We start from the raw sequence: 22948 nt of genomic DNA on the forward strand, positions 1-22948 counted from the left end.
TCATCTCTCCTCTTTTTAAGTCAGTTAACTCTTTTATCGGTGCCTAGGTTCCAATTATTTAGTAAAAACAGCAAATTAAACAAAAAACCTTATCCATAACGGATAAGGTTTGGGGCTTGGATAATATTCAAGAATTGCAGTAAACGAGCGTTTATATTTAGGATTTCGAGCGAGTCTCCGGATTAATTTTGACGCGCATGCGCATCAGGAAATTAATAACCGGTCGTCTGGTTTTACTTACAAGTCCGATAACTTCTGCACCAACTTGCAGGAAGAACATCATGATACAGATCACGACAAACGTTACCCAGTTGGCTTCGAACATGGCTGCCGACGATTGAATGATCGCCAGTACACCGAAGAATGCGGCAATACCGTAGATGATCAGCACCGTCTGACGATGGCTGAATCCAAGTTCACGCAGGCAGTGATGCAGGTGACCTTTGTCCGGTGAGAAAATTGGTTTCCGTTGTACCGCACGACGAATGATCGCGAAGAACGTATCCGAAAGCGGTACACCAATAATGATCAGCGGCGTGATGAAGGACACGACTGCAATTTGTTTAAACCCGAGCATGGACAGCATCGCCAGAGAGAATCCAAGGAACAGTGATCCCGTATCTCCCATGAAGATTTTGGCCGGGTGGAAGTTGAAGAACAGGAAGCCGACAATGCTGCCCAGCAGCACCAAGCACATCAAGGCAATCATCATATTGCCCATCAGGAAGGACATCACGGCAATGGTACCAATCGCAATACCGGATACACCGGCAGCGAGACCATCCAGACCGTCGATCAGGTTAATCGCATTCGTAACACCAACGATCCACAGAATAGTCAGCGGAATGGCTACCCAAGCCTCAAGTGAAGAGTATGCATCCTGAAAAGGAATGTTCACGAAATCGACTCGGATATTAAATCCGAATACGACTACAGCAGCAGCAACGAGCTGCCCAAGCAGTTTTACTTTGGCTGACAGTTCGAAACGGTCATCCAGTGCACCAATCAGAACAATAATAGATCCACCGATCAGAAAGGCACTGACAAAGCTCATATCTCTTGTTGTAAACCATGCAGATACAAATGGAAGAAGTGCAGCTACTGTAATAATAAAAGCAAGAAAAATTCCCAAACCACCGAGACGTGGCATAATCCGAGTATGCACTTTACGCGCATTCGGCGTATCCATTGCACCTATTTTAACCGCGAACTTTTTGACAAGCGGTGTCAGGGCAAGAGCCAGTCCCATCGACACGATAAATCCAATGATAAAGATCGCTACCATTTGAACATTCGACCCCCAATTATAATACCCATACGAAATTATAAATCCCCTGATCTCTTTTTTATATATAAAGAAATATTGTTAGCCATATTTAATGAAGCATATTTGTTACACGATAACGAAGAGTGCAAGGAAAACCTGGAGAAGTGTAACGTTTGCCTTTATCACCGGATTTCTCCCTATCTAAAGGGAATAAAAGAAATCTGGAGATAACAGCAATCGGAAGGTTGTCTTGCAATCGTAGTGCCAAGTGTAACGGTCTGATTCATTCTTTGCGAACACACATGTAATCCGGAATGAATTATACGCTGATCACACCCGAAATGCCAACCTCAATTTTTAGCAAAAACGTTCATTTTTCTCGTAATAGCCTGTATTTAACGGGCTTTAGTCACGTTTTCTTTGTCCTGGATCACTTTAATCGCGAATTTTGGAAGCGCAAGCATGCGGCCAGCACGACTCGGTTCGCGAAGCAGTCGGTAAAACCACTCCAGTCTCAGCTTCTGGAACAGTTTTGGGGCGCGTTTCGTTTTGCCGGAAATGACATCGAAACTGCCTCCAACGCCCATGGTTACGGGAACCTGAAGCGCCTCCTTGTACTTGTGAATCCAGGGCTCCTGCGTATCTGCGCCGCGTGCCACAAACAGAAGATCAGGTGCAGCTTCGCGAATGGAAGCAACCACCTCTTCGTCCTCAGCCGGACCAAAATAACCGTCGCGATAACCTACAATACGGATCGCCGGATATTGCTGTTGTAACCGAACTGCCGTTTCTTGAATCACCTCAGGGGTGGAACCGAGCAAATAAACGCCCCAGCGATAGTTTTCTCCAACCCGCAGCAATTCATGTAAAAGCTCAAATCCGGGTACTCGCTCTGCCACAGGGTCACCACAATAATTGGCAGCCCATACGACACCTGTACCATCCGGTACAATCAATTCGGCAGACTGCATCACCTGCATCATGGACGGATTCTCCAGTGCTGCCATCACCATGATCGGGTTCGCTGTAATGACCTGGTGCGGCTTCTTGGACAACACGGCTTCCCGGAGAGTCTCCACCGTTTCTTTCATCGTCAGTTTGGAAAAAGGAATGCCATAGATCGAAACGGTAGGTATTGATCCGGTCTGATTCATCTTTATCTCACCCTTTGCGGCCTAAATAGTTAATAATTTGCTGTGCAGGCACTCTGGCCTCCTGCTTCAGTTCGGTAATGCGATCTTCGTTTTCCTTCAACCACTGTGAACGTTGATCCAGAAGAGAGGCTACGCTCTTCGCCAGCTTGTCCCCATCGAGTGCAGTCGTATTTCCTACAGGCTCACTATCTAGACGAAGCATGAACTGATCGATTTTAGGATCGTATGAGATAGCCACAGGTGGCACATACTGCGATGCGGCATAGATCAAACTGTGCAGACGCATGCCAATGACAACATCACACTTGCTGACTTCCTCCAGCATGAGCTGTGGATCGGTCAGATTCGGAGTTATGCTGACCTCGCTGCCTTTACTAGTGACGTCTCCGAGCATCTCCATAATAAAACGGGAGGCCTGTTCGTCTTTCGGCAAATGAAATGGCATAAAACGCAGATGCACTGCTTTTTTGGCACATAGCTTCTTCAGTCCTGAGGCAATCGCCGTCAGTTCCTTCCGATCGGACTCCCAGAAACGCACGGATACACCGATGACTGGAAGTTTCGTTTGCCCCGCAGATGAACCATCGCTCGCTTGATCCGGCACAGTCCCCGTCGTGACATCCTTTTCCCTGCTACCCTCCGGCAAAGGCAGTCCCATAACCGGGTCAGGTACAACATGAATCTGATTCCACTGCAATCCAAGTCCGCGCAGATAATCAGCCGATTGTTCATCCCGAACCGATATATACTTACAACCCTTAAATACGGATCGGATCATCGGATTAAAGAATTTACGGTTAACGGGACCGATTCCCTGAGCATAAATAAACGTAGGTTTTTTTAGCCACTGGGCCAGCTTGATTACACCCAGATAGTAGGGAATGGATTTCAGTCCGGTTGCATCCTGCAGCAAGCTTCCGCCGCCGCTGATCAATCCGTCACTTTCCTTGATTGCTTCGCGAACTTCCTTCAATTTCATACGGTGAACGGAACGTACCCCATACATGGCGGTCGTCGACTCCGGATCGATGGAGAGCACGATCGGCTCAATGTTGACGCCGGATCTGTGACTCTCCTCTTCCAATGCAGTCAGAATCGACTTAAGTACCGCTTCGTCTCCGCTGTTGCGGAATCCGTAATATCCCGAGATGACTAACTTTTGAGAAGTGGTGACCATTTTTTCCAACATCCTTCCGCTACTTGCCACACACCCACAGCAATGATACCGAAGATTAAGCCAATTCCCAGTCCCATCACTCCACGAATGAGAGATAATACAGCCGGTGTATGGATATGCGCGAACGTATCCACCATGGACAACTGTCCAATCGCTGCAATAATGAGTACAAAGATGACTTGACGATATTTTAAAGCGGCGAACACGCCAACGATAAACAGCGGGTGTCCCAGCACAAATTCTTTGAACCTTGGTCGTACGCCAAATGTATCTTCCAGCGTTGTACGCAGGAACATTTCAAATGGGGTTACTGAACCCGAGTTCCCTGTACGTGTCAAATAATAATATCCAGCTGCGGCTGCAACAACCGCCAGAACAACCATCAGTACATTAACCGGTGTACGCAGAATTCCTTTGATTTGCTTAATGGAAATCGTACCCGATCCACGATAAAACAAGATATAAATAGCTACCAGTCCCATTGGCGCAAAGTGCAGCAGGCTCACGCCCCTGAACTGGTTAATGACCAAACTATACGTAATGCTGTTGAGCAATGCGATCATAAATGGAACCGCAAGGAGCGACAGAATCGACGTTCTTACATACAATATCAACGTTTGTGCCAATCGACGACCCGCAGATGCATTGGGCTGACGCTGCTGCTGATAATTCACGGTTCTAACCGCAAGCACCATTGCGATGGTTGGTGCGGAGATCGCAACGAGCAAGGCGATCCCCTGCTCAAGCAAAGTCGGTTTCAGGAGGAACAAGCCCGCACTTCCAACCAAACCTAATACAAACACAAGCAAGGTCAACAGTGGTACGAAGTATGACACCATTAAGGTAATCATGGCAATTGCACCAACTAGCGCAACCAGCTTGGCATAACGCTGAATTGAAGATTCTTTTACTGTAAATGCCTCAGCCTGTCCTAGCTCGAATCCGCGCTTCTCCATGCGTTCAATGGCATGCCCTGGCTCACCCAGACTGTTAATCAGGTTCTCAATCGGGTCCGTAATCATGGCTTTGGCCGTGTTCCGGCTAGGTCCTGCATTCAGATAGAGCATGCGGATGTTACGGTCCTTGGTAGCAAGCACAAAACGGTCCGCAATGACGTCTACATCCAGATTGGCATCTCCCTCACTTAACGAATACAAACGAGCAACGTTGTAGTCCGTTTTGTAGGCAAGGGTTTCGAAGCCGGATTGAGGTTTCTTCAAGTTTTCAATGGCTGCAAGTCCAATGTCATGTTTGTTCAACAATTGTGCGAACTGATCAAGACTCTTCATCTCCGCATTATCATTGTACCCTTTCACTGCATCACCATCAAACAGGATGCGTTTCACGCCATTCTCTTCGAAGAAGGTCAGCAGGCGCTCCATGGATTCCTGGCTGTATGGCACGCTATCTGCGATCCTTGGCAAAATGTAAAACCCTTTATCACGCAGCATTTGAATAGCAACCGGATCCGGCTGCATCGGCTGCATGTTGGCATTCTCCGGAGGAGTCTGCAAAATCAAGCCGCTTCGACCTTCAAATTCCCATGGAACAACCGGAATCTGACGATCCGCGAACGTTTGTTCAATGATGGGTGTATAGGTTTGGGCATTTTCTTCGGATGTGAACAATACATACGTGAAGTTCTCGTTAGGAGAAACCACGTTCTGAGTCAGGTTAGCAACATCCTGCCCGTTATATACGGTCAGTTTCCGTGACTTTCTAAGCTCATCCAGCGTACTCTCGAATACGGCCATTGTTGTTACGCCGGCATCTTTCAGACGAGTCAATTGCTCATTCATAAAATCTTGGGGATGGGCTTGATAAGCCGATATATCCAACAGACCTCTATAATTGAATACAAGTTCCACCTTTTTGGCCGACGATTCCGTCTGTACCCGGTCACTGATAACAGGGATGGAAGCGATCAGTCCTATAATGACAACAAGCCACAGCCACTTCCGGGAAGCGGTATTCCAATAAAGCCATTTTTGACGCACTACATGTACCTCCTCAAGTGTTGGAACCAAATCCACGTTCAGCTCAAGTAATTCATTCAAATAATTAACGGGTATATACACAGCTTGTGTCAACAAGCCTTCGAATATCCGATCAATCTGCTTCTGACTCTGTAAAAATCACACCTAAAAGAAAAGCCCCTCCGCCAACCAACCTTACGGTGCGGAGAGGCTTTTAATCATTCGTGCTTCGTACAACAATCGTACTTATTGTGCGTCTACTCGCGACATTACGGTGGAAGCCAAGCGCTCAATGCGGCCTTCTGCATCTTCTAGGCTCTCACCACGTACAGCAAAGTACACTTTGATCTTCGGTTCTGTACCCGAAGGGCGCAGGCAGAACCATGATCCATCCGCCAAAATGAACTTCAGGACGTTTTCCTTCGGCAAGCCATCCAGACCAAGAGAGTAATCAAGCACATCTTGTACCGCGATCCCCGCTACTTCTTGTGGCGGATTGGAACGCCAATCTGTCATTTTCGCCTGGATTTGTGCTACGCCATCCTTGCCTTTCAACGTACGGGACTCCAGCTTCTCCAGGAAATATCCGAACTGGTTATAGAGCTCCTGCAGCACATCGTACAGTGTTTTGCCTTGGTTTTTGTAATATGCAGCAGCTTCTGCAATGAGCATCGATGCCAGGATGGCATCTTTGTCACGTGCATAGCTGCCTGCCAGGTAGCCATAACTCTCTTCATATCCGAACAGGAATGTATGACTGCCGGTTGCTTCGAACTGGTTCATTTTTTCACCGATATATTTGAAGCCAGTCAGGGTGTTCATCACTTCTGCACCGTAATGCTCCGCAATGACCGCTCCCATCTCGCTCGTTACAATCGTTTTGACCACTGCGCTGTTGGTTGGCAGCTTACCTGTCTCTTGCAGACGGCTCAGCACGTAGTGCACCATGATTGCACCCGATTGGTTACCAGACAGTACGAAGTACTTGCCATCATTGTCTTTTACGACTGCTCCCATGCGATCTGCGTCCGGGTCCGTACCAATCAGAATGTCAGCACCTACGGATTCACCAAGTTTCATGGCAAGCGTGAATGCTTCGCGCTCTTCCGGGTTAGGTGACTTCACTGTGGAGAATTCAGCATCCGGCTGTTCCTGTTCTGCCACAACATGTACCTGCTCAAAACCGATCTTCTCCAATACACGACGAACCGGAATGTTTCCTGTGCCGTGCAGCGGCGTAAAGACGATTTTGAAGTCACGGCCTACACCTGATTGAATCAGGTCACGACTCAGACTCACGCTGGCAACCGTATCAACAAATGCCTGATCTTCCTCTTCACCCAGCCATACCAGCAAGCCTTGCGCTTCAGCTTCTTCCTGGGTCAGCTTTTTCACATCGGCAAGGGAAGGTACTTCCTGAATGTATTGGATGACTTTCTCTGCTTCGTGCGGTACCAGTTGGCCACCTTCGTGGTTGTATACTTTGTATCCATTATACTCCGGTGGGTTATGACTTGCCGTTACCACAATACCGCCCGTCGCTTGCAAGTGACGCACACTGAAGGACAGCTGCGGCGTAGGGCGCAGGGATGTGAACAGCTTGGCTACAATGCCGTTTCCGGCAAGAACCAACGCAGCATCCAGCGTAAATTCAGGCGAGTAGTGACGGGAGTCATGGGCAATAACCACAGAAGGTCTGCCTTCCTTGTCCCCATGCTGTTCGAGCAGATAACGTGCAAAACCTTGAGTCGCCCGACCAACGGTGTACTTGTTCATCCGGTTGCTCCCGGCGCCAATGACCCCGCGCAATCCACCTGTACCAAACTCCAGATTTCGATAGAAACGATCCTCCAGCTCTTTCGGCTGATCCTGCAAATCACGAAGCTCCTGTTTCGTCGCTTCATCAATCGAAGCATCCTCCAACCACTGCTGTAACGTCTGTGCTGCTGTTTCGCTTAACTGTTCCATTCCTATAAACCCCTTCCGTCTATATAAATTCAATGGTTTGCTGAGCTGCTTCAGCATCTTGCATCAATCCGTTATATACACACTCTGACTGATGCAAATGCTCATGGTTGTAATCAGCTTGGGTCAGACAGGGCAAACATGATTTCGCCTTCAGCGACGACTTTGTCTTCCACACGGGCTGTCGCTTTGCCTTTACCGATCGAACCCTTCAGACGTGTAATTTCCACTTCCAGCATCAACGTATCTCCGGGCACGACTTGTCCACGGAATCGGAAATTATCCAGTCCCGCCAAAAAGCCGATTTTGCCTTTATTGCTCTCCACGTTAAGAATGGCTGCTGCGCCTACTTGAGCCAGTGCTTCGGTGATCAACACCCCTGGCATTACCGGATATTCCGGAAAATGACCGATGAAGAACGGTTCGTTAATGGTTACATTCTTCAAACCAACGGCGCGTTTGCCATCCTCCATTTCTACAATCTTGTCCACCAGCAGAAACGGGGGACGGTGCGGGATAATGGCTTGAATCTGTTTGCTATCGAGCACAGTGTAATCTCCTTTCAGGGTCACTTATATGTGAATCATTCCCAACATAATTGCTTGCGAGCGCGGTGGCCGTTACGGTTACGGATCGTTCTTCCGATCGCTGTTGTCTCCAAATTTTCTCGATTCATTTTTTTGAAGGTAAAAATTTGGAGACAAAGGCGAACGCTTCGCTTCTACAGAATCGATTCCGTCCCCTCCACTACGTCGCTAAAACACAACCATTATGATAATGAACCTCATATAAATGTGGTTATGTTTATTTGGTATGAAAAACGCATTTTCGGTTAACACTACTAATATCCTTCATGACTGCAGTAGTGAAGGTTGAGATAAGGGGTCTCTCTTCGCGATGACAATTGTCTTTCGCAGGGGAGGCCTCTTTTGACGTCAAACGTCATCCATCATTATACTGTTTTCAACGCGAAAAAGAAAACTCCTGCCTGCGCAGGAGTTTTCGCTATTTCACGATCATGAAGCGAACACCAGATCATATACATGTTTCCAGGTACTCCACTGGAACACGGAGCCGATATCCTGTTTGCCCAGTACCACATAACCAGCGACCATGCCGCCAGCGAGGGCAAGAACAAGCAAGACCGGAATCAGGAACCATCTGGCAACGCGCCATCCACTCTTTTTCTTCTTCTTGACTTCCTTCTTCTCCGGCTTGCTGCTCTGCTTCTGTGTATCTGTCATCGCATTCACCTTTATGCTCTTATAGTGTTGGCAAGACCTGCCATCGAATCACTTGATGTCAGTGCACGTGCTGCCAGCTGATAGGTCCGCTGTCCTTGCATCAATAGTGCCATCTCCTGTGTCAGATCCACGTTGGACTGCTCCAGATAACCCGCACGAATCGTAGCTACGGAATCACGTGTAGCCGCATTAGCGCCAAACACATCATCCTCGGTCAAGCCGGCATCCAGACCAAACAGATTATCTGCGTATTGCACAAGTCCTTCCGGACGTTCGATGTCTACAAGCTGCAGCTGAGCTCCAATCGTTGCATTGGCTTCATTGCCGCGACGAATCAATAGGTTACCCTTCTCGTCGAAGGCCACTTTACTATTGTTCGGAGCCGTGATCCGGTTACCTTGACGATCCAGCGCGAAATAGCCTTCCCCGTTAACCAGCACCATCATCTGAGGTGCATTGGGGTTCGGGTTAGGTGTTGGATCAGGGACAAAATGGAATGCTCCCTGACGTGTCCACATTTTCTGACCATTCGCTTCAACGGCAAACATCGCGTTGCCTTCGATTGCCAAATCCGTTGGACTGCCTGTCTCATTCAGTGTCCCCTGAGACATATCCTTCGTCACACTCGTCAACCGGGCACCAAATCCCAGATTATATCCCATTGGGGTGGAACGTCCATCGAGCTTATACTTGTCCGGCTGCTGCTGCACCCGGGTCAGTACATCCTCGAACGCCGCCTGCTTGCTTTTATAGCCTGCCGTATTCACGTTGGCAATATTATCGGAAATGACATCCAGACGTTGCTGTATCGCGGTCATCGAGACCTTCGCACTAATCATGGAATTATTCATTTAGTAATTCATCCTCTCTATTGCCGCGCGTTATACACGACCTACATCATTGACGGCTTTGTCCAAGCTTCGATCATAGAACTGCACAACCTTCTGATTCGCTTCATACGCGCGATAAGCGGCATTCATATCCACCGTAGCTTGAGAAGCATCCACATTCGACCCTTCCAGATAACCCTGACGGATCTGCACATTATCTCCCGCAGCCATCATTCGCGCTGTAGCACCTTCTTGATCATACAGACTAAAATTACCGTCACCCTGACGAACCAGTTGGTTCGGCTGATCAATAACGCTGATTCCAAGCGTAACACCTGTCGGTGCACCCGTGACCGCATCAACAAGACGGCCTTGCTCATCCACTTTAAATTGGTCCACCGAGCCTGTCAACACTACTGGCTGTCCATTATTATCCAATATCTGAGCTCCCGTTGTGCTCAACAGTTCTCCCGTTCCTGTAACCTGGAAGTGACCATCACGTGTATATCTTGTATTGCCTTCATTATCCCGCACCGTAAAATACGCTTGAGGCTGATAGATCACCGTGCCGTCAGCTCGTACAAACTTGCCGGAACCGTCAAAAGCGACAGGTTGTCCCGTCTGCGGATCATTTACGGCCAGATTGGACGATATGGCAAAATCACTCTTTTGCCCACTCTCCATAATCGCTCCCTGCAAATTCATGGACAAGCTCTCTTCCGCGAACACCCCAGTGTTCAGCTTGCCCAGCCGCTTCGTCGGAACATTGGCATCTCCACCGACCAACGTAATGAGCATTTCCGGGAATGAACGACTTACGCTGTTCACTTGTTTATATCCCGTTGTGTTCGCATTAACAATATTTTGAGTCGCTGTGTCATGGCGGCGTTGTTGCGTAATCATTCCCGCGGTAGCGGTGTACAAACCTCTTAGCATGAATAAACCCCTCTCCTCAAGCGCTTGTCCTGCACTGCAGGATCATTGCTTGTCCGTTCTGTTCCCGAGCATAGGCGAACCTTTGATACTTATATCGGCAGATCAGAACTTTTTCTTAACCACTTGATCCAAATTATTGAGCATAATGCCTGTCCCTTTCACGACACAATGCATCGGATCCTCTGCAACCCATACCGGTACATGCAGTTCATTGGACAAAAGCTCGTCCAGTCCATTAAGCAGAGCGCCTCCGCCTGTCAAAACAACACCCCGGTCAATAATATCGGCCGACAGCTCTGGTGGCGTCCGCTCCAATACCGATTTTGCTGCAACGATGATGGATTGCACGGAATCCCATAGCGCTTCCTGCACTTCTTTTCCCGACACCGTTACGGTAACAGGCAAACCGGATACCATATCCCGTCCGCGGATGTCCATCTCGGTTTGACGTCCAGCCGGGTTCACAGAACCAATCGCAATCTTCAGATCCTCGGCAGTGCGCTCACCGATCATGAGTTTGTACTTGGCTTTGATAAATTTGATAATCGCTTCGTCAAACTTGTCCCCCGCGACTTTAATAGAAGAGGCGGTGACTACGTCGCCCATAGACAGGACTGCAACGTCAGTCGTTCCGCCGCCGATATCCACGACCATATTGCCGCTCGGCTGAAAAATATCCATTCCTGCACCAATGGCTGCCGCTTTCGGCTCTTCTTCCAGAAATACTTCTTTGGCACCGCTGCGCTCCGCAGCCTCACGAATAGCCTTCTGCTCCACGGAAGTAATATTGGTCGGTGCACAGATCAGAATACGCGGATGGCTGTACCAGCTTCTCGCCCCCACACGGTTAATGAAATGTCTGAGCATCGCTTCCGTAATTTCGAAGTCCGCAATAACGCCGTCACGCAGCGGTCTGATGGCAACAATGTTACCCGGAGTACGCCCCACCATACGACGGGCTTCTTCCCCAACAGCAAGGACCCGCTTCGTATCGCTTTCAATGGTCACGACGGAAGGTTCATCGAGGACGACCCCACTTCCTTTCACGTGAATAAGCACGTTCGCCGTGCCAAGATCAATACCGATATCCTTGCTAAACATAAAAGAGCCCCCAAAGTGATATTATTTGGTCAGCGTATCCTGTGAAAAAGAGTCCCTTATCACGTCACCGCTCGTTCGACAAAGTGCAACATATATATGTAAAAATCGGGCTGATAAGATGTCATAATTCGATCCTGTACCAGCTTTTAACATATCATACTTCAGGGGAGGGATTCAATCCATGTGTGAGCTTTTTGACCTACGTCTTTTCGCGGTTGTTACGATTTAGCGGAAGCCAGTACCTCGCGCTTTTTACCGCTTGTTTTTTTGTATTTGATTTTGGTCGCTTCACCGCCCCGCAAGTGGCGGATGGACTTGTGGTACTCCAGGATATGCTTCACCTGGTCAGCAAGATCAGGGTTGATTTCCGGCAGACGCTCCGTCAGGTCCTTATGCACAGTACTCTTTGACACGCCGAACTCTTTGGCAATGGTACGGACCGTATTCCTCGTCTCGACAATGCAGCGACCTATTTTTATGGTCCGTTCCTTGATGTAATCGTGCACGCTTCCGCCTCCCTACTGTGTGGATAGTTTGGTACATTATATGAGGAGCATGCCTATATATTCGCGGTTTAAAGGTGTGACAAGCTTCGAAGGTCCCAATAATTTCAGAAAAGCACAAAAAAGAGCAGAGGGGATTTCCCTCTGCCCTTTTCATTCTGCGTTAAAATTCATTTATTTTTCCGGAAGATATCCTTGTGGGTTAACCGGTTGACCGTCTTCGTACACTTCGAAGTGCAGGTGGTTGCCGAGCGTTTTTTCCAATTCATTTACGCCAGCGGATGCAATTGCATCTCCCTGTTTCACTTCGTCATCCTGTTTCACTTTGACGTCAGACAGGCTTTGGTATACGGTTTTGAGGTTATCACTGTGCGTGATTTCCACAACTTGACCTGTCAGCGGATTTTGCTCAACCCGTGTAACTTTACCCCCGAGTGCTGCTTTTACTTCAAACGATTTGTTATCTCCGCGTGCCAGGTCTACGCCTGTGTTTGGAATAAACGTATCGTTGTACTGCACCATTGCGGCTTCATGTTCTTCCGTAGAGCCTTCGTTCTCATAGAACGGTTTAACAACAGAAATTTCCGACGGACTGGCTACTGGCCATGCAAAATTCTCCGACTTGGCGACAACTTCCACACTTTCTTCTCCACCAACTGCTGTTTCTTCTGTACCCGATGCTCCCGTCTCTACGACTCCACTAGCAGGATCCGAGTTCAGCGTTTTCTCGCCTGTACCCTGATAGACCCACACTAATGTTAGTATAATGCCTGCTGCTGCGATGTAGGCTGCCGGGAAGACCCAACGTTTGGACATTGCTCTTTTCCATGAAGATGGTTGGCTGGCCGGTACTCCTTGAGTTGTTTTAGGAGTTTCTTCTTGGCCCGTTTTTTTGTTTTGTTCATTCATCTTGATCACCTCAGTAACAAGTGTTACCGGGTGCAACTCTTTTATACACGCGCGACTCTAATTTTTTTCACGGAGGTTTCAGAGAATGCTATATATGTGGGAATGAGCGGTTAATACGTGCGCCGCTTCGGGGCCAGAAAACCTTTCGACCGGCTGTTATCCCCGGATTTCCTGATTATATTCTCCCAAGGGAGAAATCCGATGATAAAGGCGGACGCTACGCTTCTACAGGTCTTTTCTGTCCCCTGCGCTCCCCGTACGCTCTCACTTTCCGTATATATAGCAGAATCTCGAAAGCTCCGGAATGGTTGGTTGGTAGAGAAGCCCGGATTGGCTGTAATGGCCTATCCTTCTATGAAGCGAGTTTATCGGCTGAAAGCGACGCGACATGAAATGGGATGTGATTAGATAAACCAATTTATTGCGCTCTAAGCGTTAAAGTGAGATGAGAGTTTGGCGATGCCGCGGCACTAATGACTGTTCCATCTAACCTTGAGATTAGATAATGAAATATTTCTAACGAACCCAAGTGGCCTTATTGGAGAGAAATTCACAGCTTGGGAATTCTAACGAATCGTTGACACTCTAATTACTCATTTGGGAGAATTATCGCTTTTATTGCGTATATCTCTTGATATAACGCGTCTGAGATTCGTTAAAATTTCCAATCGAGTGATATGGCTCAATAAGGTATCTCAGATTCGTTAGAGTCATTGGTGTATAAAAGGCATAACCTAACCCTGCTCATCTGCGTACATTTGTGTTCATTCGAATTAATTCGGATTAACTCGCATTTATTCGGATATATCCGGATTAATTCAGATTGATTGGCTTTTATTCATCCGTATTGGTGTCTCTTATTTCGAGGCCAGCATCTTCGATGCCTGTCCAAAGGAGATGCCTGTATAGTAGTGTTTCAGGATCTGTGTCGCGGTGTGACCCTCCTGCGCCATGCCATTCGCTCCCCACTGGCTCATACCCACGCCATGTCCGTATCCGTAGGTCGTAATCTGTACCTCATCGCCCTCAGCCTTCCAGCTGAACTGGCTGGATCTTAATCCAAGCAGCTTCCTTACTTCTGGTCCGCTGAACGTTGAGCCTGCGATCTGTATCTCTTTAATCCGGTGACCTTCTGTTGTGGACAGCACTTCCATCCAGGAGCCGTTCTCCTGGGCAGTAACCGGGATGGCGCTGCCGCTCAGATTCAGCTTCTGTAGAATTTCGCTGCGCTTCATTGTGACGGTCTCCTTGAATCCCGGGGCTAACTTCTGATCCCATGGACTTGATACACTTTTCAAATAGGGTACGACATTTCCCCATACATCCTCAGCATTCTCCGTATAACCGTTACTTGTAGAAAAAAAGGAGGCGGTAATGGCCTTGCCCTGATATGTCATCACGGCGTCCCGGCTTTCGCGGATGGCCTGCTGTAACTTTTCCCATTCCTCCGCTTTCCCTAACCGTCTCCATTCCTCCTTCACCTGATCCGGTGGAAGAAACACCTGATGACTGACAGTATCCGTTACATCTGCATCACCCGAGGGTACACCGCTGGTATCATTCGCTGCCAGCCTTCTGACGATAAAGGTACGCGCTGCAATCGCCTGGGCTTTCAATGCCTCAAGCCTGAACTCGGCAGGCATCTCTGCAGCAACGACACCCGTCACGTACTCCTCAAGCGGAAGATTCATCGTTGTTCCCGTCGCCGACAGATACACTCTTACATGGGGTTCGGGGTACGTCACTGGCACAGCCGGTACAGGAACGGGATTCGTTACGCTGCCTGTTGAGGGGGTAATGGGGATCGGCTTTACCGGATCACCTGCCCGGGGCCACACTAGGATGGCAGGGATCAGAAGTGCCAGCGCCAAGAGCCCTGATATAGCTGCAGCTGGTTGCCAGCGTCTGGAACCACTTGACCATCTGCGCCCTCTGCCGAATGTCCTCATCCGACGTCTCTTTACTCGGCGGAACTGATCAAGTTCTATGACCGGTACGTGGATTCCCCTTGACTCACGCTCAGACTGGCTTGCTGCTCCCGATGGGTTTGGATGGATCGTTCTTGTTGCCTCTGAAGATGGAATTCTGGTATTCATCGCCGCGAGCTTGTCTCTCTCCATTCCGGCTTCCGAATTCTCCTGTGACTCTTCCCTGATGGGGCGGGGGACAATGGGTACCTTAACCTGTATACGAGCTTCTTTCATTTCGTCATACCCTCCGTTGTACATAGGCCGTCATTAACCGGTCCTTTTGTTCAAATCCATAGTTTAGGGTATGAGCTATGCGGATCTGATAGAACCAAATTTGAGAGAAAGAAAGAGCATCCGATTCTTTTTAATGTTAGCTTAACATTGCTCTGCTATAGTGGATAAACCGCTGTTCTACGCTGTTTTTAAGATCCATAACCATACTTCGCGTTCTCTATTGATGTTCTTTCATTTGGTTGTATATGTTCAAAATTAGACCCATTAGGACCAGCTATTAATAGAATCAGGTACTGATTTGGAACCCATACTTCTAATAGTGTCCTGTCTAAAAAAAGGCATAAAAAAAGCCAAGCCAGATGGCTTAGCTTTTCTAATCACATATTTTAAGCCCAAGTCGGTTGTACCTTGAACAAAGGTACTTCTTCCTCAGCTTTTTCGCTTACAGGCTTAGCTGCGTCCAGTTTCGGTTCTTCAACCGAAATACGGTAGATGTCGGCTCCCAGTCCATTCAGCTTCTCAGCCAGGTGAACGTAGCCACGGTCGATGTGATGAACACCGCCGACTTCAGTTGTACCTTCAGCAACCAGACCCGCAATAATGAGTGCAGCACCCGCACGCAAATCGGTAGCTGTAACTTTGGCACCCTTCAGTTTGGCATTACCAGTAATGATGGACGAACGGCCTTCCACTTTGATCTCCGCATTCATCAACTGGAATTCATCCACATGCATGAAGCGATTCTCAAACACCGTCTCTGTTACGACACTTGTTCCTTCAGATGCCAGCAAGAGCGCCATCATCTGGGACTGCATGTCAGTAGGGAATCCAGGGTATGGTAATGTTTTCACATCTACTGCCTTGAGTGGACGGTCCGCAATAACACGCACCCCATTCTCATCTGGCAGGATGGTTACTCCCATCTCTTCCATCTTCGCAATAACTGAACCCAGATGGTCGGAGATCGCACCTTCGATGTACACGTCGCCACCGGAAATTGCAGCAGCAGCCATGTAAGTACCTGCTTCTACCCGATCCGGAATTACCGTGTGCTTCACGCCAGTGAGTTTCTCCACACCCTCGATGCGAATTACCCCGGTACCCGCGCCACGGACTTTGGCACCCATTCCGTTAAGGAAGTTAGCCAGATCCACGATCTCAGGTTCTTTTGCCGCATTCTCCAGTACGGTTACACCGTCAGCCAAAGTTGCAGCCATCATAATATTTTGAGTAGCTCCTACAGAAGCTACATCCAGATAAATTTTAGCACCGCGCAACCGTCCTTGGCTGCGAGCTTCGATATAGCCTTGGCCCAAGCTGATCTCGGCACCCATGGCTTCAAAACCTTTCAAATGCTGATCAATCGGCCGTGTTCCGATGGCACAACCACCAGGAAGCGAAATTCTTGTATGGCCCATACGCGTCAATAAAGGCCCCATGACCAAAAAAGACGCCCGCATTTTACTTACCCACTCATACGGGGCTTCGCAGGAAGTAAGTTTTTCCGCATTTACGGTAATCACTTCGTCCCGGTATGTAACACCCGCTCCCAGCGATTCCAACACTTTGTTAATCGTCATCACATCGTCTAGAGGAGGCGCGTCAATAATAACGCTTTGTCCTTCTTCCCCTAGTAGAGAGGCAGCGATGATCGGAAGAACAGAATTTTTAGCGCCGCTAACTTTGACACTTCCGGTCAACCTTTTGCCACCGCGGACGATAAATTTGCTCATCATGGTTCCCTCCGCGCTTTTATTCCCTTTTCTTCATTCCGGAATACGTAAGCCCTCTGTGTTAGAAAGGACTGTTGCTGTGTGTGGAATTTCGACATTACCCGGCAAAAAACGCCCTAGATGTCTGTTCAGAAAAGAATTGGTTTATAATCCAAAATTGATGATAACACTTGCCGTGCTGATTGCCTGCAAACTTGTAATCAAGGCTTACAGGTCAGCAAAACATCAGGACAGACGGATTGGGATAATTATTAGCCGGTAAATTACCGGGGATCCCGTTTATAACCTCAGGTTAAAGTGAACAAATGTTAATTCCCTAACTTCCATCATAACATTTTTGAATTGTACGATACAAGCATTTTTACACAAAATCATCTCAATTCAACCAATTACACGTCACACATTTTTCTTAATTGTTAGCAGGCGAGTCATACTCTAATTGTTGACACAATCAATCGATGTTATTCGACAATCAGCCTGCATAAAGAACCTAACAGATGATTAACCAACCATCTCAGCATTAAAACAAATGACGCAACATTTGGGTCCATGATAAATAATCAATAACGAACCCAGATACGGCATGACCCAGAATAATGGCAAGCAATAAATGCAGCAATCTTCCTTGAGCTCCCTTTGGCTGTCTGATGATCAGATCAAGCTTCAGGTTTTGCAGTGCCCACCATGCAAGTGCTATACATAATAGCGAGACGACAATCGAAACTAACCCATTAGTGCTTAATGACTGGTTCAACTGATTCGTCAGATCAATATCCATATATTCATTACCTCCACATTTGTTGCAGCCACCAGCGTAATTTTGCTTGTCATCCCTAACTTAAAATCATAAGAATGGTAAGTTCCAGCACAACACAACTGATTCACCGCTGAAGTACCCCATATGGAGATCCTTCCTGTTGCCCAATCACCGAGCAGCACAATCTGGCTGTGAATGATCATGGAATTCATCTTCGCAGCTGCAATCTCTGCTGACTCTATGGAATATAGGCTCTTTCATCATACATTGTCAATTACATTGATTTCCACTTTGAAAATATTTTAAATTTAAATCATCGGGATTTTGTGACTAAAACGACATAAAAGAGCGCTATTTCGATATCGATCTTGTCATTTCCTCGGAAATAATCTGGATTGAACTGGCCAAAAATGGGTCTATTAGTGGTAACTATCACCACTACTATAGTCCTATAATATATTCAATATCACACGATCGGTGATCATTGTTTACAAAAATTAACGGAGAATCTACATAAAATCATCCAGTAAATTACGATTACTTCAATCTTATATGGAAGATCATCGCTGCGATGCAAAGCAAAAAAGCCCGGCAGACCAAGCCGCCGGGCTTCCTTCAATCGTTTATTTGCCGTATACGTTGATCCGGTTAACCGCTTTTTGCAGAGCAATCTCTGCACGGCGGTGATCAAAGTGGTCCTGGTTGCTTTGGCTGCTGAGACGGCGTTCTGCCCGTTCCTTCGCTGCACGCGCACGATCCACATCGATATTTTCCGGGAATTCGGCACTTTCTGCGAGAACAACAACCTTATCTTTGCGGACTTCGATAAAGCCGCCGCCAATAGCGACCTGCTTGTTCTCTTTTCCGTTTTTGATAGTGATCGGTGCAATCTGCAATGGAGTAACCATAGGGATATGACCTGGCAAGATCCCCAGTTCCCCTTCAATACCACGAGCGATGATGCTATCTACTTGCTCCGAATAGACCAAACGCTCAGGCGTTACGATTTCCAACAAAAAGGTGCTCAATTCCATCCCTCCTGAAACTATCCGAAGGATAGCTCGCTTCATAAGGACAATCCTGGATTCAGATTATACCAGTGTTTTAGCTTTCTCCACTGCCTCTTCAATTGTACCCACGAAGAGGAATGCTGCTTCCGGCAGATCGTCATGCTTGCCTTCGAGAATTTCTTTAAAGCTGCGCACTGTTTCTTTAACCGGAACGTATTTACCCGGAATACCGTTAAATGCTTCAGCAACGTGGAAAGGCTGGGACAAGAAACGTTGAATTTTACGAGCACGGTAAACGAGCGCTCTGTCTTCTTCACTCAGCTCGTCCATACCCAGGATAGCAATGATATCCTGCAGCTCATTATAACGCGCCAAGATGCGTTTAACGCCTTGTGCTACGCTATAGTGTTCTTCACCTACAACTTCTGGTGCCAAGATCCGGGAGCTGGATGCGAGTGGATCTACCGCTGGGTAGATACCCATCTCGGAAATTTTACGCTCCAGGTTCGTTGTTGCATCCAAGTGAGCAAACGTAGTTGCAGGAGCTGGATCCGTATAGTCATCCGCAGGTACGTAGATCGCCTGGATGGATGTAACCGATCCTTTTTTCGTGGAAGTGATACGCTCTTGCAATTGACCCATTTCTGTTGCCAGCGTAGGCTGGTAACCTACCGCGGAAGGCATACGTCCGAGCAAGGCAGATACTTCTGAACCCGCTTGAGTGAAACGGAAGATGTTATCGATAAAGAGCAACACGTCACGGCCTTCTTCATCACGGAAATATTCCGCCATGGTCAGACCTGTAAGGGCTACACGAAGACGTGCGCCAGGAGGCTCGTTCATTTGTCCGAAGACCATTGCTGTTTTGTTGATAACGCCGGAATCACTCATCTCGTGATACAAGTCGTTACCTTCACGTGTACGCTCACCAACACCCGCGAATACGGAGATACCACCGTGCTCTTGCGCAATGTTGTTGATCAATTCTTGAATTGTAACGGTTTTACCTACACCGGCACCACCGAACAAACCGATTTTACCACCTTTGGCGTAAGGAGCCAGCAAATCGATAACTTTGATACCTGTCTCCAGCATTTCTGCTTGAGTCGTCAGTTCATCGAATGCAGGAGCAGAGCGGTGAATCGGGTTTTTATGTTCAGCAGATACAGTACCGCCAGTATCAATTGCTTCGCCGAGTACGTTAAATACACGGCCCAGTGTCGCTTCCCCAACAGGTACAGAAATTGGAGCTCCTGTATCTACTGCTTCCATACCACGAACGAGACCGTCCGTGGAGGACATCGCGATACAACGTACCCGGTTGTCACCCAGATGTTTCGAAGCTTCGAGTGTAAGACTTACACTTACGCCGCTTTCGGTTACTGTAGTGATCGTAATGGCATTGAGGATTTCCGGCAGACCGCCGCGATCAAACTCGACGTCAACAACCGGACCCATGATGCTCACAACGCGTCCTTTGTTCATCTTAACGTTCCCCTCCTACTAGCCTGCTACTTTTGCAAAAATAAAGTTCCGTTCGTTCATCTTTGCAGTGCAAGCCTTCATTAAATAAAAAACGGTTAGCCTTGTGCTGCGTTGGCACCTGCCACAATTTCCGTAATCTCCTGCGTGATCGCTGCTTGACGGGCACGGTTGTAAGTCAATGACAAATCGTTAATGAGTTTGGATGCATTTTTGGTTGCATTACCCATCGCCGTCATTTTCGCACCCAGCTCACTCGCCTTACCATTCAGAAGCGCACCGTAGATCAATGTCTCCGCATAACGCGGAAGCAAAACTTCCAGTACAGCCTCAGCTGATGGTTCGTACTCGTAGCTCGCCGTCGGTCCTTCCGCAGCAGTTACCTCAGGTGTTTCCATTGGAAGAAGTTTTTCTACCGTAGGAATCTGGGTCAACGCATTCACAAAGCGGTTATAACAAATGTACAATTCATCAAATTTAGCCAACTCAAATCCTTGAACAGCCTCGTGTGCAATAGATTTGATGTCTGCAAATGCTGGTGAATCGGATAGATCCGTTGTAACGGATGCCATCGCAATTTCGCGCCGTCTGAAGTAATCGCGTCCTTTACGCCCAATAACGAACAACTCGTAGTCATCTTGGGAGTTGTGTCGCTCTTTGAGGGTCAGATTGACCTGACGCAAAACGTTCGCATTGTATCCACCCGCAAGACCGCGGTCCGATGTAATGATCAGGTAAGCTGTCTTTTTGACCGGACGGCTCTCGAGCATCGGATGCTGGATCCCTTGCGTGCTTGACGCAATACTAGCCACAACTTCTTTCAGTTTCTCCGAATACGGACGGGCTGCCTCAGCTTTTTCCTGCGCTTTACGCAGTTTTGCAGCTGCAACCATCTCCATTGCTTTGGTGATTTGCTTGGTGCTTTGTACGCTTTTAATTTGCCGCTTAATTTCGCGCATGCCTTTTGCCATGATTTCACCACCTCAAAACTTTGACAAAGTCAAAGTTACTTCGTAAGCCCAAACCAGTTTTGACAAAGTCAAAACTACATCGTAAGCATAATCTTACTTTGACAGAGCCAAAGTTACTTCGTGCATATTTAAACTTTGAAAGCATCAAAGTTTTACATGCAGACATGCGGAATCGGTTAAACAACTCCGCAGCTGCAATCATCTATTTAGACAGAGACAGCGAAGCTCTTTCTGAACTTCTCGATTGCGCCTTTAAGCGCATTTTCATTGTCTGCAGTCAATTCTTTTGTATCACGGATGGACCCGAGAATTTCCGGATGGTTGCTCTCCATGAACGCGAGGAATTCGTGTTCAAATCGAGTCACATCACCTGTAGGGATTTCATCCAGGAATCCTTTAACCGCTGTGTACAAGCTTACAACCTGTTGTTCAACAGGCAGAGGCTGGTTTACACCCTGCTTCAGGATTTCCATCATACGAGCACCACGATTCAGGCGGGCCTGAGTGGCTTTATCCAGATCGGAACCGAACTGGGAGAACGCCTGAAGCTCACGATATTGAGCGAGGTCGAGACGCAGGGAACCTGCAACCTTTTTCATCGCTTTGATCTGAGCAGAACCACCGACACGGGATACAGAGATACCTACGTTGATCGCCGGGCGTTGTCCAGCATTGAACAAGTCGGCTTCCAAGAAGATTTGTCCGTCCGTGATGGAGATTACGTTCGTTGGAATGTAAGCAGATACGTCGGAAGCTTGTGTTTCAATAAACGGAAGTGCGGTTAAAGAACCACCACCAAGTTCATCATTCAGCTTCGCAGCACGCTCCAGCAAACGGGAGTGCAAGTAGAAGACGTCACCCGGATAAGCCTCACGGCCTGGAGGACGACGAAGCAGCAAGGAAAGCTCACGGTAAGCGGAAGCTTGTTTAGTCAAGTCATCATAGATAACAAGAACGTGCTCGCCTTTGTACATGAAGTACTCACCCATCGAACAACCGGAATACGGTGCGATGTACAAGAGAGGTGATGGATCGGAAGCAGCTGCAGTTACAACGATTGTGTACTCCATTGCGCCTTTACGACGAAGAGTTTCCACAACTTGTGCAACTGTAGATTGTTTCTGACCGATAGCCACATAGATACACTTCATGCCGCTGCCTTTTTGGTTCAGGATCGCATCGATTGCGATCGAAGTTTTACCTGTTTGACGGTCACCGATGATCAACTCACGTTGTCCGCGACCGATTGGTACCATCGCATCAATCGCTTTGATCCCGGTTTGCATCGGCTCATGAACGGATTTACGATCCATTACGCCTGGTGCTTTACCTTCAACCGGACGGAATTCCGTTGTCGCGATTGGCCCTTTGCCATCGACTGGGATACCGAGCGGGTTCACAACACGTCCAATCAATGCTTCGCCTACAGGCACTTGCATGATTTGGCCAGTACGCTTCACTTGGTCGCCTTCACGAATATCATAGTAAGGTCCCAGGATAACGACACCGACATTGCTTTCTTCCACGTTCATGGCGAGTCCCATTACACCGCTTGGGAATTCAACCAACTCGTTGGACATGACGTTCTCAAGTCCGTATACACGAGCAATACCATCACCAACCTCGATAACCGTCCCGACTTCGACTACATCGATATCGGTCTTGTATTGTTCGATCTGGCTCTTAATTAATGTACTGATTTCTTCTGGTTTGATACTCAAGTGTCCTC

Annotated in this window: 20 protein-coding genes; all 20 read right to left on the minus strand. The window is 47.9% G+C overall.

The window, feature by feature from the left end; all coding sequences use genetic code 11:
• Positions 1 to 157 precede the first annotated feature (157 nt).
• Positions 158 to 1285, minus strand: a complete 1128-nt coding sequence (locus ABGV42_RS27725; RefSeq protein ID WP_347384607.1) for a glycosyltransferase family 4 protein — start codon at positions 1283 to 1285, stop codon at positions 158 to 160.
• 377 nt (positions 1286 to 1662) lie between these two features.
• Positions 1663 to 2421, minus strand: coding sequence for a WecB/TagA/CpsF family glycosyltransferase (locus tag ABGV42_RS27730; RefSeq protein WP_347384608.1), 759 nt, complete (start codon positions 2419 to 2421; stop codon positions 1663 to 1665).
• Positions 2422 to 2428: 7 nt separating this feature from the next.
• On the minus strand, positions 2429 to 3598 hold the full coding sequence (gene csaB, locus ABGV42_RS27735) for a polysaccharide pyruvyl transferase CsaB (protein WP_347384609.1): 1170 nt from the start codon (positions 3596 to 3598) through the stop codon (positions 2429 to 2431).
• Positions 3574 to 5595 (minus strand): DUF5693 family protein, encoded by a 2022-nt coding sequence (locus tag ABGV42_RS27740; protein WP_347384610.1) that lies wholly within the window; start codon positions 5593 to 5595, stop codon positions 3574 to 3576. The genes csaB and ABGV42_RS27740 overlap by 25 nt, the downstream gene beginning before the upstream one ends.
• A gap of 225 nt (positions 5596 to 5820) precedes the next feature.
• On the minus strand, positions 5821 to 7542 hold the full coding sequence (locus tag ABGV42_RS27745; RefSeq protein WP_347384611.1) for a phospho-sugar mutase: 1722 nt from the start codon (positions 7540 to 7542) through the stop codon (positions 5821 to 5823).
• A 113-nt stretch (positions 7543 to 7655) separates the two neighbouring features.
• Positions 7656 to 8087 carry a 3-hydroxyacyl-ACP dehydratase FabZ gene (fabZ, locus tag ABGV42_RS27750; protein ID WP_095291326.1) on the minus strand — a complete coding sequence of 144 codons (432 nt, stop codon included), beginning with the start codon at positions 8085 to 8087 and terminating at the stop codon, positions 7656 to 7658.
• A 468-nt stretch (positions 8088 to 8555) separates the two neighbouring features.
• Positions 8556 to 8783: a DNA-directed RNA polymerase subunit beta gene (locus ABGV42_RS27755; RefSeq protein WP_347384612.1), complete on the minus strand. Its 228-nt coding sequence runs from the start codon at positions 8781 to 8783 to the stop codon at positions 8556 to 8558.
• Positions 8784 to 8794: 11 nt separating this feature from the next.
• A complete protein-coding gene (locus ABGV42_RS27760; RefSeq protein WP_347384613.1) occupies positions 8795 to 9634 on the minus strand; it encodes a flagellar hook-basal body protein in 840 nt (279 codons plus the stop codon).
• A 30-nt stretch (positions 9635 to 9664) separates the two neighbouring features.
• The gene (locus tag ABGV42_RS27765) at positions 9665 to 10549 is read right to left on the minus strand and encodes a flagellar hook-basal body protein (RefSeq protein ID WP_347384614.1); all 885 of its coding nucleotides are present in this window, start codon (positions 10547 to 10549) and stop codon (positions 9665 to 9667) included.
• A gap of 102 nt (positions 10550 to 10651) precedes the next feature.
• Entirely contained in the window at positions 10652 to 11650 is a 999-nt protein-coding gene (locus ABGV42_RS27770; RefSeq protein ID WP_347384615.1) for a rod shape-determining protein, read from the minus strand.
• Positions 11651 to 11868: 218 nt separating this feature from the next.
• Positions 11869 to 12156 carry a sporulation transcriptional regulator SpoIIID gene (gene spoIIID / locus ABGV42_RS27775; RefSeq protein ID WP_024632710.1) on the minus strand — a complete coding sequence of 96 codons (288 nt, stop codon included), beginning with the start codon at positions 12154 to 12156 and terminating at the stop codon, positions 11869 to 11871.
• Positions 12157 to 12327: 171 nt separating this feature from the next.
• Positions 12328 to 13062, minus strand: coding sequence for a M23 family metallopeptidase (locus ABGV42_RS27780; RefSeq protein ID WP_347384616.1), 735 nt, complete (start codon positions 13060 to 13062; stop codon positions 12328 to 12330).
• Positions 13063 to 13919: 857 nt separating this feature from the next.
• Positions 13920 to 15011, minus strand: coding sequence for a stage II sporulation protein D (spoIID, locus tag ABGV42_RS27785; RefSeq protein ID WP_431523712.1), 1092 nt, complete (start codon positions 15009 to 15011; stop codon positions 13920 to 13922).
• A 641-nt stretch (positions 15012 to 15652) separates the two neighbouring features.
• Positions 15653 to 16999: a UDP-N-acetylglucosamine 1-carboxyvinyltransferase gene (gene murA / locus ABGV42_RS27790; RefSeq protein WP_347385229.1), complete on the minus strand. Its 1347-nt coding sequence runs from the start codon at positions 16997 to 16999 to the stop codon at positions 15653 to 15655.
• A gap of 520 nt (positions 17000 to 17519) precedes the next feature.
• Complete coding sequence (locus ABGV42_RS27795; RefSeq protein WP_095291312.1) at positions 17520 to 17777, minus strand: DUF1146 family protein; 258 nt, start codon at positions 17775 to 17777, stop codon at positions 17520 to 17522.
• Positions 17762 to 17959, minus strand: a complete 198-nt coding sequence (locus ABGV42_RS27800) for a hypothetical protein (RefSeq protein WP_347384618.1) — start codon at positions 17957 to 17959, stop codon at positions 17762 to 17764. Before ABGV42_RS27800 ends, ABGV42_RS27795 begins: the two co-directional genes overlap by 16 nt.
• Before the next feature lie 420 nt (positions 17960 to 18379).
• Positions 18380 to 18784, minus strand: a complete 405-nt coding sequence (locus ABGV42_RS27805; RefSeq protein ID WP_347384619.1) for a F0F1 ATP synthase subunit epsilon — start codon at positions 18782 to 18784, stop codon at positions 18380 to 18382.
• Between the two features lie 63 nt (positions 18785 to 18847).
• On the minus strand, positions 18848 to 20251 hold the full coding sequence (atpD, locus tag ABGV42_RS27810) for a F0F1 ATP synthase subunit beta (RefSeq protein WP_347384620.1): 1404 nt from the start codon (positions 20249 to 20251) through the stop codon (positions 18848 to 18850).
• 95 nt (positions 20252 to 20346) lie between these two features.
• Positions 20347 to 21219, minus strand: coding sequence for an ATP synthase F1 subunit gamma (atpG, locus tag ABGV42_RS27815; protein ID WP_095359963.1), 873 nt, complete (start codon positions 21217 to 21219; stop codon positions 20347 to 20349).
• Positions 21220 to 21425: 206 nt separating this feature from the next.
• The gene (gene atpA, locus ABGV42_RS27820) at positions 21426 to 22940 is read right to left on the minus strand and encodes a F0F1 ATP synthase subunit alpha (RefSeq protein ID WP_095291229.1); all 1515 of its coding nucleotides are present in this window, start codon (positions 22938 to 22940) and stop codon (positions 21426 to 21428) included.
• Positions 22941 to 22948: the final 8 nt, after the last annotated feature.

Source organism: Paenibacillus pabuli (genome assembly GCF_039831995.1).
GTDB classification, from domain to species: Bacteria; Bacillota; Bacilli; order Paenibacillales; family Paenibacillaceae; genus Paenibacillus; species Paenibacillus pabuli_C.

Excerpts from the sequence above, each read along its gene's own strand:
- ABGV42_RS27725 (WP_347384607.1), bottom strand. The coding sequence starts at position 1,285 with ATGGTAGCGATCTTTATCATTGGATTTATCGTGTCGATGGGACTGGCT.
- ABGV42_RS27730 (WP_347384608.1), bottom strand. The coding sequence starts at position 2,421 with ATGAATCAGACCGGATCAATACCTACCGTTTCGATCTATGGCATTCCT.
- csaB (WP_347384609.1), bottom strand. The coding sequence starts at position 3,598 with ATGGTCACCACTTCTCAAAAGTTAGTCATCTCGGGATATTACGGATTC.
- ABGV42_RS27745 (WP_347384611.1), bottom strand. The coding sequence starts at position 7,542 with ATGGAACAGTTAAGCGAAACAGCAGCACAGACGTTACAGCAGTGGTTG.
- ABGV42_RS27755 (WP_347384612.1), bottom strand. The coding sequence starts at position 8,783 with ATGACAGATACACAGAAGCAGAGCAGCAAGCCGGAGAAGAAGGAAGTC.
- ABGV42_RS27760 (WP_347384613.1), bottom strand. The coding sequence starts at position 9,634 with ATGAATAATTCCATGATTAGTGCGAAGGTCTCGATGACCGCGATACAG.
- ABGV42_RS27765 (WP_347384614.1), bottom strand. The coding sequence starts at position 10,549 with ATGCTAAGAGGTTTGTACACCGCTACCGCGGGAATGATTACGCAACAA.
- ABGV42_RS27770 (WP_347384615.1), bottom strand. The coding sequence starts at position 11,650 with ATGTTTAGCAAGGATATCGGTATTGATCTTGGCACGGCGAACGTGCTT.
- ABGV42_RS27780 (WP_347384616.1), bottom strand. The coding sequence starts at position 13,062 with ATGAATGAACAAAACAAAAAAACGGGCCAAGAAGAAACTCCTAAAACA.
- spoIID (WP_431523712.1), bottom strand. The coding sequence starts at position 15,011 with ATGAGGACATTCGGCAGAGGGCGCAGATGGTCAAGTGGTTCCAGACGC.
- murA (WP_347385229.1), bottom strand. The coding sequence starts at position 16,999 with ATGAGCAAATTTATCGTCCGCGGTGGCAAAAGGTTGACCGGAAGTGTC.
- ABGV42_RS27795 (WP_095291312.1), bottom strand. The coding sequence starts at position 17,777 with ATGGATATTGATCTGACGAATCAGTTGAACCAGTCATTAAGCACTAAT.
- ABGV42_RS27800 (WP_347384618.1), bottom strand. The coding sequence starts at position 17,959 with ATGATCATTCACAGCCAGATTGTGCTGCTCGGTGATTGGGCAACAGGA.
- atpD (WP_347384620.1), bottom strand. The coding sequence starts at position 20,251 with ATGAACAAAGGACGCGTTGTGAGCATCATGGGTCCGGTTGTTGACGTC.
- atpG (WP_095359963.1), bottom strand. The coding sequence starts at position 21,219 with ATGGCAAAAGGCATGCGCGAAATTAAGCGGCAAATTAAAAGCGTACAA.